Below are 16,347 nucleotides of genomic sequence, written 5' to 3' on the forward strand. Positions count from 1 at the left end.
CTAATTCTTTACCACCGTTTCCCGGTATTTGATGATGGCGCGGCGGTTCAGAAGCATCAAAAACAGTGTAAACAACAATAGAGCGCCTGCGCCAAGCCATTTCAACGAGTAAGTCATGTGGAAGATGATCCAAGCGAAAGGACTGGAGGCAAAATCGAGCGCACCGCCTTCAAAGCCGGCGGGAATATTTACGGCGGCATCCTGCGTCTTTACATATACATCATGGGCCGCTTGTGTAAAGTAGGGTGCAAGGTCGGTCACGAAATACAGCCCTATCGTCAATACTATAAGCCCGATGATGAATGTCTTTACTACATTGCCTTTGGTAATAGGCAATACCAGTGGAAACAGGTAGAACATGCCGGCAAGAGACGCTAAAGGGAGGAACTGATTTCCCGGCAATATCACAGCCAGCAGGATGGTGACCGGAATCAGCAGCAGAGACACCACCAATGTGGCGGGATGGCCGATGACCAATGCAGGACTCATGCCGATGTTCAGGCCGACAGCGCCTTTGAATTTCTTTGCAATCAGTTCGCGCGTAGCATCGGAAATCGGTTTCAATCCTTCGATAAACAAGGCGGTGATACGCGGAATCAATTCCATTACGGCGCCCATCTTGATGCCCAGACCCAATATATAAGGTATTTTATCTACCAATTCCTGCCCGTTCTTGCAAGACAGCGCACCGATGCCGCAACCTACCAGAATACCCAGAAACAGAGGCTCACCCATCAGACCGAACTTTTTCTTCATGCCTTCGGCATCGATGTTCAACTTGTCGAATCCGGGAATCTTGTCCAGCATTTTGTTGATGACGATGGCAAAAGGTACAAAACCTGCACAGAAAGGTTGGGGGATGGATATTCCTTCCATCTTGTCGTAGAATCCTTGAAATTTGTCGGCGGTATAATCGGCCATAATCAAGGTGATGATGTAGCAAATGATGGCGGCAAAGAATCCCCACCAGATGTTGTCACTTGCAAAATATACCACAGCACCGATAAATGCAAAATGCCAGTAATTCCAAAGGTCGATATTGACCGTGCGGGTAGTTTTCGTCAATAACATCAGCAGATTTACACCCAAACATACCGGAATGATGAAAGCTCCCACCGATGTGTTATAGGCCACGGCCGCAGCGGCGGGCCATCCCATATCGAAGACCTTGAGTTGAAGGCCGTAAATCTCCACCACTTGGCTCAAGGCAGGGCCAAGGCTGCTGGTCAGCAATGCCGTAATGACCGATAAACCTACGAAACCGACGCCTACAAGCAAGCCGCTCTTCAACGCTTTGCTGAATTTGATGCCGATGCACACTCCTAAAATTGTAAAGATTATAGGCATCATTACTGCTGCGCCTAAGCCGATGATGTAACCGAAAACTTGTTCCATTCTCTTGTGAATTAATTGGATAATAGATAATGTTTTTGCAATAGTTATAAATAAAAATCGGGGTCAAAAATAAGACCTTTTATCAATTAATCAAATTTGGAGAACATAATAATTAGTAAATGGGACGATTTTGGACAAATCTTGTCGTTATCGTGCACAAAAATGCTCGTTCTCGCACACGAAAATCAAATAATACACTCTCTGTATTGAAAAGTGCACACTTGTTTGCAAGGAAAACCTTACTTTTGTTTCATGAAATAAATCAAGTCTGATACCCAAAAAGAACGACTTCATGAAAAAGAACTCGATTTGTAAATTTATTGTATCCGGATTGCTGTCTTTGGCTTTCCCGTTATGGATGTCTGCACAACGTTTAAGTAGTGAACAACCTTGGTCTGTGCGCATGGTCGAATCGGAAATGATTCGTTGCCCGAAGTCTTGGCAGCTCGATTTTCAAACGAAGCTGAAATGGGATTATTGTCATGGGCTGGAACTTCAATCCATGTTGGATGTGTACGACCGTTATGGAGACAAGAAAATCTATGATTATGCTTTGGCTTATGCCGATACGATGGTCAATGACGACGGCACTATCAAAATGTACCGGCGCGAGGAGTTCAGCCTTGACCGTCTTAATTCCGGCAAATTCATTTTCCGCATCTACGAGCAGACAAAGGATGAAAAATATAAAAAAGCACTGGCGCTGCTGCGAAGCCAGCTTGACGAGCATCCGCGTAATGACGATGGCGGCTTTTGGCATAAGCAGATTTATCCGAATCAAGTGTGGCTGGACGGAGTTTATATGGGAGCGCCTTTCTATGCGGAATATGCTTATCGCAACAATCGGGTGGGCGACTATGCGGATGTCATCAATCAGTTTCTGATGGCAGCCCGTCATACCTATGACCCTAAAACGGATTTGTTCCGTCATGCTTGCGACGTAAGCCGTAAGGAGCGCTGGTCGGATAAGGAAACGGGGCAGTCGCTCCATAGTTGGGGGCGTGCGATGGGGTGGTATGCCATGGCATTTGTCGATGCGCTCGACTTCATCCCGCAGCACGAGGCGGGACGTGATTCAATGCTGGTTGTGTTCGATCATCTGGCAGGTATGGTGAAACGTTTGCAGGATGCTAAAACAGGGTTGTGGTATCAAGTGCTGGACAGGAGCGGAGCCAAAGGAAATTATTTAGAATCTTCCTGTTCTGCCATGTTTGTGTATGCTTTGTTCAAAGGCGTGCGTAAGGGCTATCTCGACAAGTCGTATTTGGATGTGGCAGTCAAGGGATATAAAGGCATTCTCGGACATTTTATTGAGGTGGATAAGGAGGGTGTAGTATCCATTACACGGGCTTGTGCCGTTGCCGGACTGGGTGGTAAGGTCTATCGTTCGGGCGATTATGATTATTACATCAATGAGACCATCCGCAACAATGATCCCAAGGCGGTAGGACCGTTCATTTTGGCTTCGCTGGAGTGGGAACGCCTTCAGGAGGTGAAAGAAATCGTTAACCGGAAATGCAGATGAGAGGAGTGATACGCTTGTCGGGCATATTCGTGGCAGCCTTGTGCTGCATGGCAATGTCTTTGGCTGCACAACAGACGCAGTGGAAGCGTAATATCGTAGTGGCACGTGATGGGACGGGCGATTATCGTAACTTGACCGAAGCGATGGAAGGAATTCGTGCCTTTATGGATTATAAAGTGACGGTTTTCATCAAAAACGGTACGTATAAAGAGAAGGTAGTTATTCCGTCGTGGATTGAAAACGTTGATTTTGTGGGTGAGAGTGCTGAGAATACCGTTATCACCTATGATGACCATGCCAATATCGATAAGATGGGAACGTTCCGTACTTATACCATGAAAGTGGAAGGAAGTGGCATTTCTTTCAGGAATCTGACGATAGAGAATAATGCAGCCCGGTTGGGACAAGCGGTTGCACTTCATACGGAGGGCGATCGCCTGCTGTTTATTGGCTGTCGTTTTCTGGGAAATCAGGATACGGTCTACACTGGAGCAAAAGGCACTCGTCTCTGTTTCCTTAATTGTTATATAGAGGGAACCACGGATTTTATTTTCGGTCCTTCCACAGCTTTGTTTGAAGGATGCCGGATTCATAGTAAGGCTGATTCGTATATCACGGCTGCTTCTACTCCGGCGGATGTGGCGGTGGGTTATGTTTTCAGAAGTTGCAGGCTGACGGCTGATGACCGAGTGGGTAAGGTTTATTTGGGCCGTCCGTGGCGTCCTTATGCTGCAACTGTGTTCATCGATTGCGAGTTGGGCAAGCATATCTGCCCTGATGGATGGGACAACTGGCGTAATCGGGAGAATGAAAAAACAGCCCGTTATGCGGAATATGGCAGTACGGGAGAAGGTGGAATGACCTACGCTCGCGTAAAGTGGGCAAGGCAACTGACAAGAGAGGAAGCTGATAAATACAACGATATGCGCTATGTCTTCGGGATGTGCAGTGATTGGAATCCAATGAACGAATAATGTCTGAATCATTTATAATCTTATAAGTAAAACCATGAAACGTGAACTTATTTTGCTTTGGGGGCTTTTTTTCTTATTTTCGTCTTTCAAAGCGGACAAACCGGACATCACTATTTTCATGATCGGCGATTCCACAATGGCCGATAAAGACTTGACCGGAGGAAATCCCGAAAGGGGATGGGGACAGATGTTGCCCGGTTATCTTTCGGAGGAGATACGGGTGGATAACCATGCCGTGAATGGGCGTAGTTCCAAGAGTTTTATCGATGAAGGCCGGTGGAACAAGGTGCTTTCCTTGGTTAAGAAAGGTGACTATGTTTTTATCCAGTTCGGTCATAACGATGAGAAAACCGACCCGAAACGTCACACTGATGCTGGTGGAGGCTCTTTCGATGCCAACCTGAAGCGTTTCGTGATGGATACACGTGCAAGGGGAGGAATTCCTGTACTGTTCAATTCCATTGTACGCCGTAACTTTGAGACGGTTGCCGGAATGCTGGCAGTGGATAGTGCCGTCAGCCAAGATGATTTTCGCAAGGATGCTAATCCGGATGCCAAGCGCGATGCTTCCTCTTCACCGCATCGGAAAGAAGGCGGGCGGCTGATAGATACTCATGGAGCCTATCTTGACTCTCCGCGCAATGTTGCCGAAGAACTGAATGTGCCATTTGTGGATATGAACAGAATTACCCATAAGTTAGTAGAGGGTTTAGGTCCGGACGAGTCAAAGAAATTGTTTATGTGGGTGGCTCCCGACATAGTTCCCGCCATGCCTAAAGGACGTGAAGACAATACTCATCTCAATGTATATGGCGGGCGTGTAATAGCGGGATTGGCTATGGATGCCATTGCCGAGGCAGTGCCCGAATTGGCAAAGTATGTTCGTCACTACGATTTTGTAGTGGCTAAAGACGGTAGCGGAGATTTCTTCACGGTGCAGGAAGCCATCGACGCCGTGCCTGATTATCGCAAGAATGTGCGTAGTTCCATATTGGTCAGAAAAGGGGTGTATAAGGAAAAGGTCGTCATACCCGAAAGTAAAATCAATATTTCCCTTATAGGGCAGGAGGGGGCTGTTATCTCTTATGATGATTATGCCGGTAAAGCTAACCGCTTCGGCGAGAACAAGGGAACTTCCGGTTCGTCTTCCTGCTATGTGTATGCACACGATTTTTATGCGGAGAATATCACCTTTGAAAATACGTCCGGTCCGGTGGGGCAGGCCGTGGCATGCTTTGTAAGTGCCGATCGTGTATATTTCAAGAATTGCCGTTTTCTTGGTTATCAAGATACACTCTATACTTACGGTAAGGCTGATCGGCTCTATTTTGAGGAGTGCTATATAGAAGGTACGGTCGATTTTATTTTCGGATGGTCTGTCGCGGTATTCCACCGTTGCCGTATTCATAGCAAAGGTAATGGATATGTGACGGCGCCCTCCACAGATAAAGGGCAACGGTATGGCTACGTCTTCCATGACTGCAAGCTGACGGCGGACGCCGGTGTGGATAAGGTATATCTTTCCCGTCCTTGGCGTCCTTATGCTCAGGCGGTTTTTATATGCTGTGATTTAGGCAGGCATATTATTCCTGTCGGATGGGACAATTGGGGAAAGAAAGGGAATGAACAAACGGCTTTCTATGCCGAATACCAGAGTAAGGGTGAGGGTGCTGCACCGAAAGAGCGTGCGGCCTTTTCCCATCAGTTGAAAACTGTAAAGGGGTATGAGATGGAAACCGTACTTGCCGGAGTTGATGGTTGGAATCCGGTTAAAGGCGGGAATGCGTTGCCGGATATAAAACGTTGAAACAAATAGGTGCTTATGAAAAGAAATTTATTGTCTGTATTGTGTGTAGTATTGCTCTCATTGACTGCTTTTGCAGAGAACTATCCGTACAGAAGCGATGTGCTTTGGGTGACTGTTCCCAATCATGCCGACTGGCTTTATAAGACCGGTGAGGAAGCAACTGTTGAGGTTCAATTTTATAAATATGGTATTCCTCAGAATGGAGTTACGGTAAACTATGAACTGGGAGGGGACATGATGCCCTCAGAAATCAAAGGAACGATAGTTTTGAAGAACGGGAAGGCGGTTATACCGATGGGGACGATGAGCGAGCCCGGTTTTCGTGATTGCCGTATGACTGCAACCGTTGATGGTAAGACCTATAAGCACCATATCAAGGTGGGCTTTTCTCCCGAGAAGATACGGCCTTATACCCAAATACCGGCCGACTTCGGGGATTTTTGGAATAAAAACAAAGCCGAACTTGCTAAAGTCCCTTTGATATATACCAAGGAGTTGGTTAAGGAGTATTGCACGGATCAGATGGATTGCTATTTGCTGAAATTACAGGTAAATGAGCGAGGTCAAGCCATTTACGGTTATCTGTTTTATCCAAAGCATGCAAAGGAGGCGTCCTGTCCTGTGGTACTTTGTCCTCCGGGAGCAGGCATCAAAACGATTAAGGAGCCTTTGCGTCACAAATATTATGCAGAGCACGGCTGTATCCGTTTTGAAATAGAAATTCACGGTTTGAATCCGAAAATGCCGACAGAAGATTTTAAAGATATCAGCAATGCCTTCAATGGCAAGGAGAACGGTTATTTGAATAATGGACTTGACAACCGCGACAATTACTACATGAAGCGTGTCTATATGGCATGTATCCGCAGTATCGACCTGCTTGTTTCACTACCCGAATGGGATGGAAGAAATGTGGTTGTGCAAGGTGGCAGTCAAGGCGGTGCTTTGGCTTTGGTTGCTGCCGGTCTTGACCCTCGTGTCACGGCATGTATCGCCAATCATCCGGCGTTGAGCGATATGGCCGGATATATGGCGGGACGTGCGGGGGGCTATCCGCACTTTTTTCGGGTGGCAGGAATGGATACTCCCGATAAGCTGAATACGATGGCTTACTATGATGTGGTGAACTTTGCCCGCTCTATTAAAGTGCCTACTCGTATGACTTGGGGATATAACGACGATGTTTGTCCGCCTACCACGAGTTATGCGGTATATAATGTATTGCAGTGTCCGAAGGAAGCATTGATTACTCCGATTAATGAACATTGGACATCAGAAGATACCGAATACGGACATCTGACATGGATGTTGAATCATCTTCGGTAAGAGGATGGTTCAGTAAAATCGAAAGGCGCGGATTTCACAGAATCTCACGGGTTAGGTTTTAACCTTCCGTGCCAATCTGTGAAACCAGCGCCTAAAAGTTATAAGTGGATTTCAGTACATTTCCTTAGATTCTTATTTTTCTTCTGCCCACTCTTTGGCACCTCTCTCTTTCAGTTGAGCGGTAAAAGCTTTTGCTTTTTCCATAGAGGCAGCCTCTTCTTCAGGAGTGGCATAGGCATGTCTGTAACCTTTCACTACGTTCCATTCGCCACGTGTGAAGTCGGGGAACTCTACGGCGGCACAACCATTGTCCATCGAAATCTCGCCCAGTTCGGCCAGGCAGCACCATTCGGCCAAGTCATATACGTCCATATCCAAAGGCAATCCATTTTGCAGGCAATATATCAGACGGCTGTCCATGATGAAGTCCATACCGCCGTGACCGCCTACTTCTTTAGCCATTTCACCGTATTTCTTCAGAATAGGGTGTTGATATTTGGCTTCCAAAGCCGTTTTTTCTGCTTCCGGCAAGAATCCGTGAGAGTTCAGGTCGTCTACCTTGGGTTGTACGCCCGATGCTGCCAGTTGGGCTGCATCCAAAGCATATCCTGCAACGGGGTATTTGTTGGCAAAACCTTTAGTACCCGTAAGTTGATAAAGACGGTTATAGGGTTGCGGCGTCATTACGTTGTGTTGAATCTCGATTACCTTGCCGTTGGCTGTGCGAATCAAGGTCGTGGTGTGATCGCCGTTGCGGAAGTTGTTGCAAACAGAATCCGTACGTTCCTTAACCAATTCTGCACCGACAACCGATTTGGTGTCCATGGCTACCAACGTGGTCATGCGGTCGCCGCGATGAATGTCGAGTGCTTGTGCCACGGGGCCGAGGCCGTGAGTGGCATATACGTCACCGCGATGACGCATGTTGTAGTCCAGACGCCATCCTAATTTGTCGTTTTCTCCGTTTTTCCAATAATGATTCCAGAAGGGGGCCAAGTTGTGAATATATGCACCTTGTGCGCGGATAACTTCACCAAACACTCCGTTCTGCGCCATGTTCAAGGCGTTCATTTCGAACCAGTCATAGCAACAGTTCTCCAGAATGAAACAATGTTTACGGGTGGTTTCGCTGAGGTTTATCAGATCCCAGCATTCTTGCAGATTCATGGCCGAAGGAACTTCTATGGCTACGTGCTTTCCGTTTTCAAGAGCGCATTTAGCCACAGGGAAATGGTGTAGCCAGTCGGCGGCGATGTACACTAAGTCTATATCTTCACGCTTGCACAACTCTTCGTAGCCATTTTCACCGGAGTAGATGGCTGCCTTTGGCATCGAAGCTTTCTTTAGATATTCCTGACATCTTTCCGCACGTGATGCTTCATAGTCGCAGAGTGCCACTATCTGTGTACCGGGAATATATGTGAAACGTTCTACTGCACCCGGACCGCGCATTCCTAAACCTACGAATCCTACACGGACTACTTCCAGTTTCGGAGCAGTCAAGCCTATCGCGCTTTTCTGACCGGCAGGACGTTCGGGAGACTTCACGACAATCGTTCCGTTTTTCCATTCCCATTGGGTTCCTTTTGCTGTGGTTTGCAGAGCGGTGGAAGTTCGGGTGGTGCATGCACCTAACACAAGGCATAAGCCTAACAATAAAATTCCGATTTTTCTCATGATTTAAAAAACTTAAAGTTAGTAATATATATTTATCAAAGCATCAGATATGTTTCAGATATTGTTTTTCCGCATCAAAGATATTATTTTTTTAGGCATTCTAAAAAAATCCTTCTGTATAAAATGCCTGATTTTTACAGTCTTTGACTATTTGAAAAATAAGAAGGACTTACTTACCGCTTAATTCAGAGCATTACAGTAAGCAAGTCCTCTTACGTTTATTGATTTAGATTTGTTAGAGAATTTGTGAATTTAGTTATGCGTCGGATTTTGTGTCAAAGTACCCGGATATGAGTTGATAGCATCTTGAGGAATGTAATAAACTACACGATAATCCGTAGCGGGAATATCTTCGAGTTGACGATGAGGCCCCGGGTAACGACGTACCAATGGGTCGTTGTTGCGAAACACATCGTAGCTACGTTCTGCCTGATAAGCCAATTCCAGCTGGCGTTCTTTATCAATGCGTTCTTTAGCATTACTTGCGTCTAAAGATTCATATCCTCCACCTACGATGGCACGGTTACGAATTATATTCAAATCGGCAAGGGCCTCTGTATATTTGCCTTGTTTGGCATAAGCTTCTGCACGATTCAGATAAATCTCGCCCAAACGGGAAATAACAGGAGAGTGTAAATGGGAATCTTCACCTTCGCGCGAACATTTGACGATGTAGAATTGTGGATAAACACGATTCAAAGAGATGAAATAATCTTCAACGCCTTTCACTTCTACAAGAACATTGGTAATATTTGTTCCTGCGTTGTAGTTGAGTATCTTGAAATAACCTTGTTCTGCATCTATTATTTCCAGTTCATATTTGATGTCTTTTGTTATAACTTTTCCTGTATTATCTTTATCAGCTTCCAGCTTATTAGGATCGTCCGCTTTGATTTTATATTGTGTTACATTCTTTTCTATTGCGTAATATTTGCCATTCTCTTTCAAAAGAGTGGCTTGCACATAATTATAACCGGTGATTTTATCTTTTGAGATGTTTACCTCCAATGGAAAAGTAGGTTTGATAAATCGGAAAACTTCTGTTTTGGATTTATCATACGTGGGTTCAATGAAAGCCGCGCGAGCATCAACAATTTTGTAGTGGTCTTCGCGCCAATCGTTTCGTCCGGTTTCATTCAAAAGGCCAATGTATTTAGCACTGGCATACATTTCACCCCATCCCATACCGCCAATATTGGCATACATACCGCCGACACCATAATAATGGTCGTATCCGGAATACTCGGATGCAACACGTTTGATTGCAAAGATCGTTTCTCTATTCTCTTCCGGCGTGAATGTGTTGTATCTCATAAAGTCGGAACGGGATAATAAAGAATATTTATCAGAGTTGATAACCTGTGTGGCAAAATAGGCAGCAGAATCGGCATAATTTGTATTGGGTTTCTCGTAAGTACCGCTCATATACAGATAAATACGTGAAAGCATAGCTTGTGCAGCTTCTTTGGAGGCATAGATTGCTCCGTTGTTTATAGTCATCATTGCCGCCGCCTTGCGAAGGTCGCTGATAGCTTGTGCATAAGTTTGCTTTACGGTTGCACGATCCGGTAAATTTAGGTTGTTGATATCTGCAGGTGTCCCGTTTACGATGGGAACCCCGAGATTGGTTTCAGGATTTTGGGCATAAGGACGACCGTAAGCACGGCATAAATAAAAATAGAGCATACCACGGATGTAATAACATTCTCCTAATTTATTATCTACTTCATCATTTTGTCCTTCAGCTATCATATTGATGATATTGGAACTCTGAGCAATGGCTTTGTAACTGTAATCCCAAAAGCTCTGTAAACGATAGTTCTGCGGAGTACGGCTGAATGAAATAAACTCATAGAATGCATCTGTGGACGAACCGCGAATCATCATGTTATCACCTGCGTATTCACCACAACGGTGCATGGGGTCGGACCAATGTTTGAGTTGTGCATAACAGCCGTTCAATAAAGACTCGAGTGAAGAGTTGGGATCTGCAGTGATATTTTCTGCTGCCATCGAGCCATAAGGGAGGCGATCGATGTCACAAGCAGTGAACGATATAACAGCTAATATGATAAGAATTATTTTTTTCATATATCTATCTCTTTTTAATTAGAATGTAAGATTAACGCCAAACATGAATTTCCGTACCGAAGGATAAACAGAAGGTCCAGTTGTTCCTATTACAGAACCATCATCTTTGGGAGGAAGTTCAGGGTCAACACCCGAATAACCGGTGAAGGTCAGCAGGTTTTCACCCGTGAAGAATATACGCATATTCTGAATATAATATTGGGGAAGCTGTAAATTATAACCGATACTTATCGAACGTAATTTTAAGAAATCATTCTTTTCAATATATCGGGAAGACATTTTGTTAGAGTTGTTAGAGTTGTTGTAAGAAGCTACCGGATGGGTTGCGATATCTCCGGCTTTTTCCCAACGAGACCAACCGTCTTTTAATTTCATTTGGTTACGGTCTGTATATGTACCATCAGAGTCGTATTCTTGACGAGAGTAGTTATAAAGATGTCCTCCCAACGAATAGCCGAATACTGCGTTGAAATCTATATCTTTCCATTTCAATACCGTGGAGAATCCGCCGAAAATTTTTGGATTGGAAGTTCCGCATTTACGATAAGCGGCATCTGCGTATTTGCTTGTCTTTTCTCCGTTTTTATCATACCATTGCGGCGCACCGTTCTCAGGGTTCACTCCTGCCCATTCCGGCATCCAGTAGGTATCTACCGGAGAACCAACTTCTAAAACTCGCTGTGCACTTCCTGCAATTCCGGAATTGTCGCTGATGATCATTCTAGCCGTACTATAGTGCCGTCAGCTGCACGAGTCTGGAACAAATCTTTCAACTTGTTGCTGTTGTGCCCTAAATTGGCATCAATACTCCATAACCAGTTCTTTGTGCGGATAATATCTCCGCCAATAGATACCTCAAAACCTTGATTTTGCATTTTGCCAACATTCTTATAAAGTCGAGTTACGCCTGTTAAACCGGATATGGGTACGGCATACAAGATGTTGTCAGTGTTTTTAGAATACCAATCAAAGGTAAAACGGAAGCGGTCTTGCCACATTGATAAGTCCAAACCTATACCGATGGTTTTCGTTTCTTCCCAAGTCAAATCTTTATTTCCTATTTGACTGATTAGGGCACCGGGAACACCGTCGTAACTATAACTTGAAGATACAGAGTAGAGGTCGTATTGAGGATAAAGAGAGTCCGGACGATTTCCTACTGTGCCATAAGAAGCACGAAGTTTCAAGTTATTCACAAAGTCCCATTTGAACCATTCTTCACGGTTAATATTCCAACCTGCACTGATAGAGAAGAAGTTACCCCACTTGGCGTTGTCACCGAAGTTGGAAGCACCGTCACGACGAAGCGAAGCTTCTACCAAATATTTGTTGTCATAGCTGTAATTTCCTCTGAAAAAGTAAGAATCAACAGCCCACTCAGTGATTCCTCCCTTTGCTTTTTCGGCTAATGAAGTGACATCTAATACTTCAAAACCAGAGATAAGTCCTGTTCCATTAACATCAAGTGTTTTGCTCCAATAATCTTTGAACTCGTGTGCCGCTAATGCTTGTATAGAATGTTTGTCAAAGTTCTTGTTAAAGCGCAATATCTGATTGGTATAGCGGCGTGCGGCTTCCCATCTGTAGTCGGTGACACGTCCTTGTACGCTTTTACCACCGTTAGAACGAGGATCGGCGTAGCTTTCACTTGCATAGGAGATGAGCTTGTAGCTGTTTACGGAGGAGAGGGTCAGCCAGTCGGTAAGATGAATGTCGAAATCAAAATTACCCATGAACTCAAGATAGCGAGAACTGGATTTATTGCCATAACTAAGGTCGAGCAGATAGTTGGTCGCTGTATTGTTGACCCAGCCCGAATAGCGGTGAGGTACTAAATTGCTGTTTTCATCATAAGGGCTATCCCATGGAAACATGGAATACATAGATCCTACACTATACTGCGTATCGGTAATATTGCGGCGCGCTCCTGACAAAGATGGTTTTACGGTCAACCATTTAAAGGGCTTATAGGTTGTTTTCGTGCGGAAGTTGTAACGGGTGTAGTCATATCCCTTAACAGAACCGGTTTCGTCATATACTCCTACGGAAACAAAAGAGTTTAGCTTTTCGCTTCCACCTTGCAAAGATATATTGTAGTCCTGTGTAAAGCCCGTCTTGGTTGCCAAATCCCACCAGCTGAAATTGCTGTTGCGCAAATCGGGATTCCAACGAGGGAAACTGATATTTCCAGAATTAGAGAAAGAACTGTATAAATCGTAAAGTTCCGCACCATTCATCATTTCCAGATTTCCATTGTTCAGGTTGCTGATACCCAACTTGGTAGAAATATTGATACTCATCTTGTCGGCCTTTCCGCTCTTTGTAGTAACCACAATTACGCCGTTGGCACCTTCGGAACCATAGATGGCTGTTGAAGAAGCATCTTTCAAGATAGTCATTGTTTCGATGTCATTCGGGTTCAACTGCCCGGCACTGCTGCCTACAATCACACCGTCGATGACCCACAACGGAGCGGTTCCTCCACTCAAAGTCACTTGTCCGCGAATGACCACCGCACCCGAAGCACCCGGTCGGCCGGAACCCGGAGCCACGTATACACCTGCTGCTTTACCGTTCAACATATTTTCAACAGAAGGGGTAGTGATGTCTTTCAGCTTACTGCTACTCACTGTCTGCATGGCACCGGTCAAACTTTCTTTCTTTTGTACGCCATAGCCAACTACCACAACTTCTTCCAAGGCCTGAGCATCGGGAATCAATTTCACTGTCAGCTTTTCTCCGGCTTTCACGGAATGTTCTTGTGTTACATATCCGATAAAAGAAATTACCAATACAGAGCCTTGTGGAACGTCCAACGTAAATTTGCCGTCCAAGTCAGTCACCGTGCCGATTCCGGTCTGGCCTTTTACCACTACGTTGGCACCGGGGATGGTTTCCCCGTTCTCGTCCACTACTTGGCCGGTTACTTTAATCGTTGCATTTTGTTGTGGTTGAGGAGCGGTGAACGGAGACTTCTTTGCTACCGTAATCTGGCGGTCGTTCATCTTGTACTCAAGGTTCGTGGTAGAAGAGAGTTCTTGCAAGATTTCCGTCACAGCCTTTCCGCTTGTATTGACGGAAACTTTTTTCTCTAATTCCGGCAGCACATTGTCGGAATACAGAACGACATAGTTGCTGTTGCGCTCGATATGGTCAAACACTTGCTTCACCGTTTGTGCCGTTGCCACTTTTTGCTCGTTCTCAGAACCGCGATAATCCGCAGCATAGAGGCAGAGCAAACTGCCCTCTGTCGCTAAAAAAACGCATAATAATAGATAAATAGACATAAAACGACTATTTATCCGTTCGATAATCATTTCTTTTTTCATACTTTCGTACTGATTTTGGTTACTAAAAATAGATTGGATTAAAATCAATTCCGGTCGGGCAATACCTGCTATATTGCCCGACCATTCTTTATCCTTATTGGAGGGTGTTCTATGTCGATTCTTTTTGTGATTTCATGTTAGTACGTTTTAGGGTTAACAATATGTTTTTCTTTCTCATTGGTTTTCGTCTATATAGATTGCGTCTTTTCGAGAGGTGAATTCCGGAGCTAAGGTTTGTTTGATTGATTCCAGTACGGCGTCCAACTCTTCATTCAAATAAAGTTTTCCGAAGAAAGGAATATCTGCGATGGAAGGTTGACAAGTTATCGGACGTCCATAGTACTCTGTCAAATATCGCAATACCTCTTTCAGTGGTTTTCCGTTCAGCACCCATACTCCGTCTACCCAATGGATGTAGTCGAGCGCGTTTACTTTTTCTTTCTTTGCGATGCCCGCCTCGTTCAGTTCCACCCGTTCGTTGGGTTGCATCTTTATATGTCTTTCCTGATGGTCTTTTACGTCTACCGAGCCTTCTACCAGTACGACATCGGCCCGATTGCTTCCCTTACGTGCGGCAATGTTGAAAGATGTGCCCAATACTTCGACTTCGAAGGCGGAAGTACTGACTATAAAAGGCTTTTCCTTGTTGTGCGCTACTTTCAAGTAGGCTTCACCCTCTACAAAGATTTGTCGTTTCTTTCCTTTGAATGTGCGCGGATAAATCACCTTGCTGCCGGAATTTATCCATATACGGCTATTGTCGGCAAGCACAATCATGGAGCGGCGTCCTTTGGGTACGATGATCTGGTTGTATTCTTCAGTTTCTTCCACGGCTTCTTCCGCTACGGGCGCTTCATCTACTTTGGAGGAATTGACCTGTACCTGACCGCCCTGTGTGTAAGCCACTTGGGCATTGTTGGCTATCTCTATTTTTTTCTTGTCCGAAACCACCAGTGTCACTTCTTTTATCTCTTCATCACCCGTGTTGGCAAGCAGAAACTGCTCCATCTTGGCCTTTTCGTCTTCAACGTCTTTTCCTCCTTGATTAAGGAAATAGAAAAAGGCGAGCAAGAGGGCGATGGATGCTGCCACCAGTCCGCCATACAGCATAAGGGCCGTGCGCTTCTTGATACGGGGCGTTTGTTTGCCGGCCTGCTCTTCTATCTTCCGAAGCGCTTTGTCCCACACTTCGTTTGCCTCTGTCTGGGAAGGTGTGCACTCGTCCCATAAGAAAATCAACTTCTGCAAATCTTCTTCTTCCGATTGAGAAAAACTCTCATCGGGGCGGGCTGAACGGTTGTCCAAGAAAGAGGCCAACTGTTGGTATTTTTCGTTTTCTTTGTTCTTTTTATCTTCCATCTGTGTGACAGTGTTATTAATATGACGCAGCTTGTTTTAAAATCTCCTATTCCGAAAGATAGTTTTTTTTGTGCGGGTGGGAAAACGGGTCAGCCGGAAAGGCCCAATGGGGTGCTTATTTGTTTCTCCGATTTATTTTTCCAAGGCTGTTGCTATGTGTTCTAAGGCTTTGGCCACGTGTATGTTGATGGTCTTTACGGAGATGTCCAGCATCGTGGCAATCTCTTTATAAGGGAGTTTCTCTATCTTGGCCAGAACAAATACTTGCTTGCAGCGGGGTGGCAAATCGTTGATGGCTTTGTTGATGCGGGTCATCTCTTCCCGGCTGATGAGTCGTTCGTCGGGTGTCTGCAATTCGTCGGGCATGGTGTGTGCGGCCAAATCGTCCCATGAGACGAAGGTCATGGAGCCGGCTTTCTTGCGCAGGTAAGAGACAGCTTTGTTGTGGGTAATGGTCAGCAGCCATGCTTTTATCTTTTTTATTTCCGCCAGTTTATTTCTGTTCTGCCAGACTTCGACAAAGACATCGCTCACAATATCTTCCGCTTCCTCTTTGGAGCGGACAAGGTAGCGCGCATAATACAACAGGTCGCCCGAATATGCCTCTACAAAGCTTCTGAAGAGCTGTTCGTCCATGTCTGTTATATGATTATGCGGAAACATCTATTCTATAATTGTAACGAATTACGTGCAATATTCGCTAAAATACTTGAGGTATGCAAGGATTTGGGATAGAAATGGCCGGTTGCGATATGTGATGCATGCCTGCACGATGTGTGGCGGTTGTGAAACGGTGTTTACGGCCTTATTTGTTCCCATGTATGGAGAAGCCGCTTCCCAATACGACTGAGGCAGCCTCAGTCG

9 protein-coding genes and 1 pseudogene are annotated in these 16,347 nt (G+C 45.2%); 4 read left to right on the top strand and 6 right to left on the bottom strand.

The features are described 5' to 3' along the window. The gene (locus C3V43_RS00575; protein ID WP_106068154.1) at positions 1-1,395 is read right to left on the bottom strand and encodes a PTS galactitol transporter subunit IIC; all 1,395 of its coding nucleotides are present in this window, start codon (positions 1,393-1,395) and stop codon (positions 1-3) included. Between the two features lie 292 nt (positions 1,396-1,687). Between C3V43_RS00575 and C3V43_RS00580 the strand changes: the two genes are divergently transcribed. From C3V43_RS00580 to C3V43_RS00595, 4 genes are read left to right on the top strand one after another with little or no spacing between them, the layout of a single operon-like run. Continuing rightward, positions 1,688-2,920, top strand: coding sequence for a glycoside hydrolase family 88/105 protein (locus C3V43_RS00580; protein ID WP_106068155.1), 1,233 nt, complete (start codon positions 1,688-1,690; stop codon positions 2,918-2,920). Next, positions 2,917-3,894: a pectinesterase family protein gene (locus C3V43_RS00585; protein ID WP_106068156.1), complete on the top strand. Its 978-nt coding sequence runs from the start codon at positions 2,917-2,919 to the stop codon at positions 3,892-3,894. The genes C3V43_RS00580 and C3V43_RS00585 overlap by 4 nt, the downstream gene beginning before the upstream one ends. Before the next feature lie 34 nt (positions 3,895-3,928). Then, complete coding sequence (locus tag C3V43_RS00590) at positions 3,929-5,701, top strand: pectinesterase family protein (protein WP_106068157.1); 1,773 nt, start codon at positions 3,929-3,931, stop codon at positions 5,699-5,701. Positions 5,702-5,716: 15 nt separating this feature from the next. Further along, complete coding sequence (locus tag C3V43_RS00595; RefSeq protein WP_106068158.1) at positions 5,717-7,027, top strand: acetylxylan esterase; 1,311 nt, start codon at positions 5,717-5,719, stop codon at positions 7,025-7,027. A 132-nt stretch (positions 7,028-7,159) separates the two neighbouring features. Here C3V43_RS00595 and C3V43_RS00600 read toward each other — a convergent pair whose 3' ends face one another. From C3V43_RS00600 to C3V43_RS00620, 5 genes and pseudogenes are all read right to left on the bottom strand, one after another. Continuing rightward, the gene (locus C3V43_RS00600; protein ID WP_106068159.1) at positions 7,160-8,704 is read right to left on the bottom strand and encodes a Gfo/Idh/MocA family protein; all 1,545 of its coding nucleotides are present in this window, start codon (positions 8,702-8,704) and stop codon (positions 7,160-7,162) included. Positions 8,705-8,956: 252 nt separating this feature from the next. After that, entirely contained in the window at positions 8,957-10,795 is a 1,839-nt protein-coding gene (locus tag C3V43_RS00605) for a RagB/SusD family nutrient uptake outer membrane protein (RefSeq protein ID WP_106068160.1), read from the bottom strand. 18 nt (positions 10,796-10,813) lie between these two features. Then, a pseudogene (locus tag C3V43_RS00610) lies at positions 10,814-14,124 on the bottom strand (TonB-dependent receptor). Positions 14,125-14,298: 174 nt separating this feature from the next. After that, positions 14,299-15,483 (bottom strand): FecR family protein, encoded by a 1,185-nt coding sequence (locus tag C3V43_RS00615; RefSeq protein ID WP_106068161.1) that lies wholly within the window; start codon positions 15,481-15,483, stop codon positions 14,299-14,301. 132 nt (positions 15,484-15,615) lie between these two features. Further along, positions 15,616-16,146, bottom strand: coding sequence for an RNA polymerase sigma-70 factor (locus C3V43_RS00620; protein WP_106040529.1), 531 nt, complete (start codon positions 16,144-16,146; stop codon positions 15,616-15,618). Between the last annotated feature and the right edge of the window lie 201 nt (positions 16,147-16,347).

Origin of the sequence: Prevotella heparinolytica (assembly GCF_002998535.1) — a bacterium.
In the GTDB taxonomy this organism is placed as follows: Bacteria; Bacteroidota; Bacteroidia; order Bacteroidales; family Bacteroidaceae; genus Bacteroides; species Bacteroides heparinolyticus.

What these genes read in the sequence shown, in the direction of transcription:
- C3V43_RS00590 (WP_106068157.1), top strand. Translation starts at nt 3,929, where the DNA reads ATGAAACGTGAACTTATTTTGCTTTGGGGGCTTTTTTTCTTATTTTCG.
- C3V43_RS00620 (WP_106040529.1), bottom strand. Translation starts at nt 16,146, where the DNA reads ATGTTTCCGCATAATCATATAACAGACATGGACGAACAGCTCTTCAGA.
- C3V43_RS00605 (WP_106068160.1), bottom strand. Translation starts at nt 10,795, where the DNA reads ATGAAAAAAATAATTCTTATCATATTAGCTGTTATATCGTTCACTGCT.
- C3V43_RS00615 (WP_106068161.1), bottom strand. Translation starts at nt 15,483, where the DNA reads ATGGAAGATAAAAAGAACAAAGAAAACGAAAAATACCAACAGTTGGCC.
- C3V43_RS00585 (WP_106068156.1), top strand. Translation starts at nt 2,917, where the DNA reads ATGAGAGGAGTGATACGCTTGTCGGGCATATTCGTGGCAGCCTTGTGC.
- C3V43_RS00575 (WP_106068154.1), bottom strand. Translation starts at nt 1,395, where the DNA reads ATGGAACAAGTTTTCGGTTACATCATCGGCTTAGGCGCAGCAGTAATG.
- C3V43_RS00580 (WP_106068155.1), top strand. Translation starts at nt 1,688, where the DNA reads ATGAAAAAGAACTCGATTTGTAAATTTATTGTATCCGGATTGCTGTCT.
- C3V43_RS00595 (WP_106068158.1), top strand. Translation starts at nt 5,717, where the DNA reads ATGAAAAGAAATTTATTGTCTGTATTGTGTGTAGTATTGCTCTCATTG.
- C3V43_RS00600 (WP_106068159.1), bottom strand. Translation starts at nt 8,704, where the DNA reads ATGAGAAAAATCGGAATTTTATTGTTAGGCTTATGCCTTGTGTTAGGT.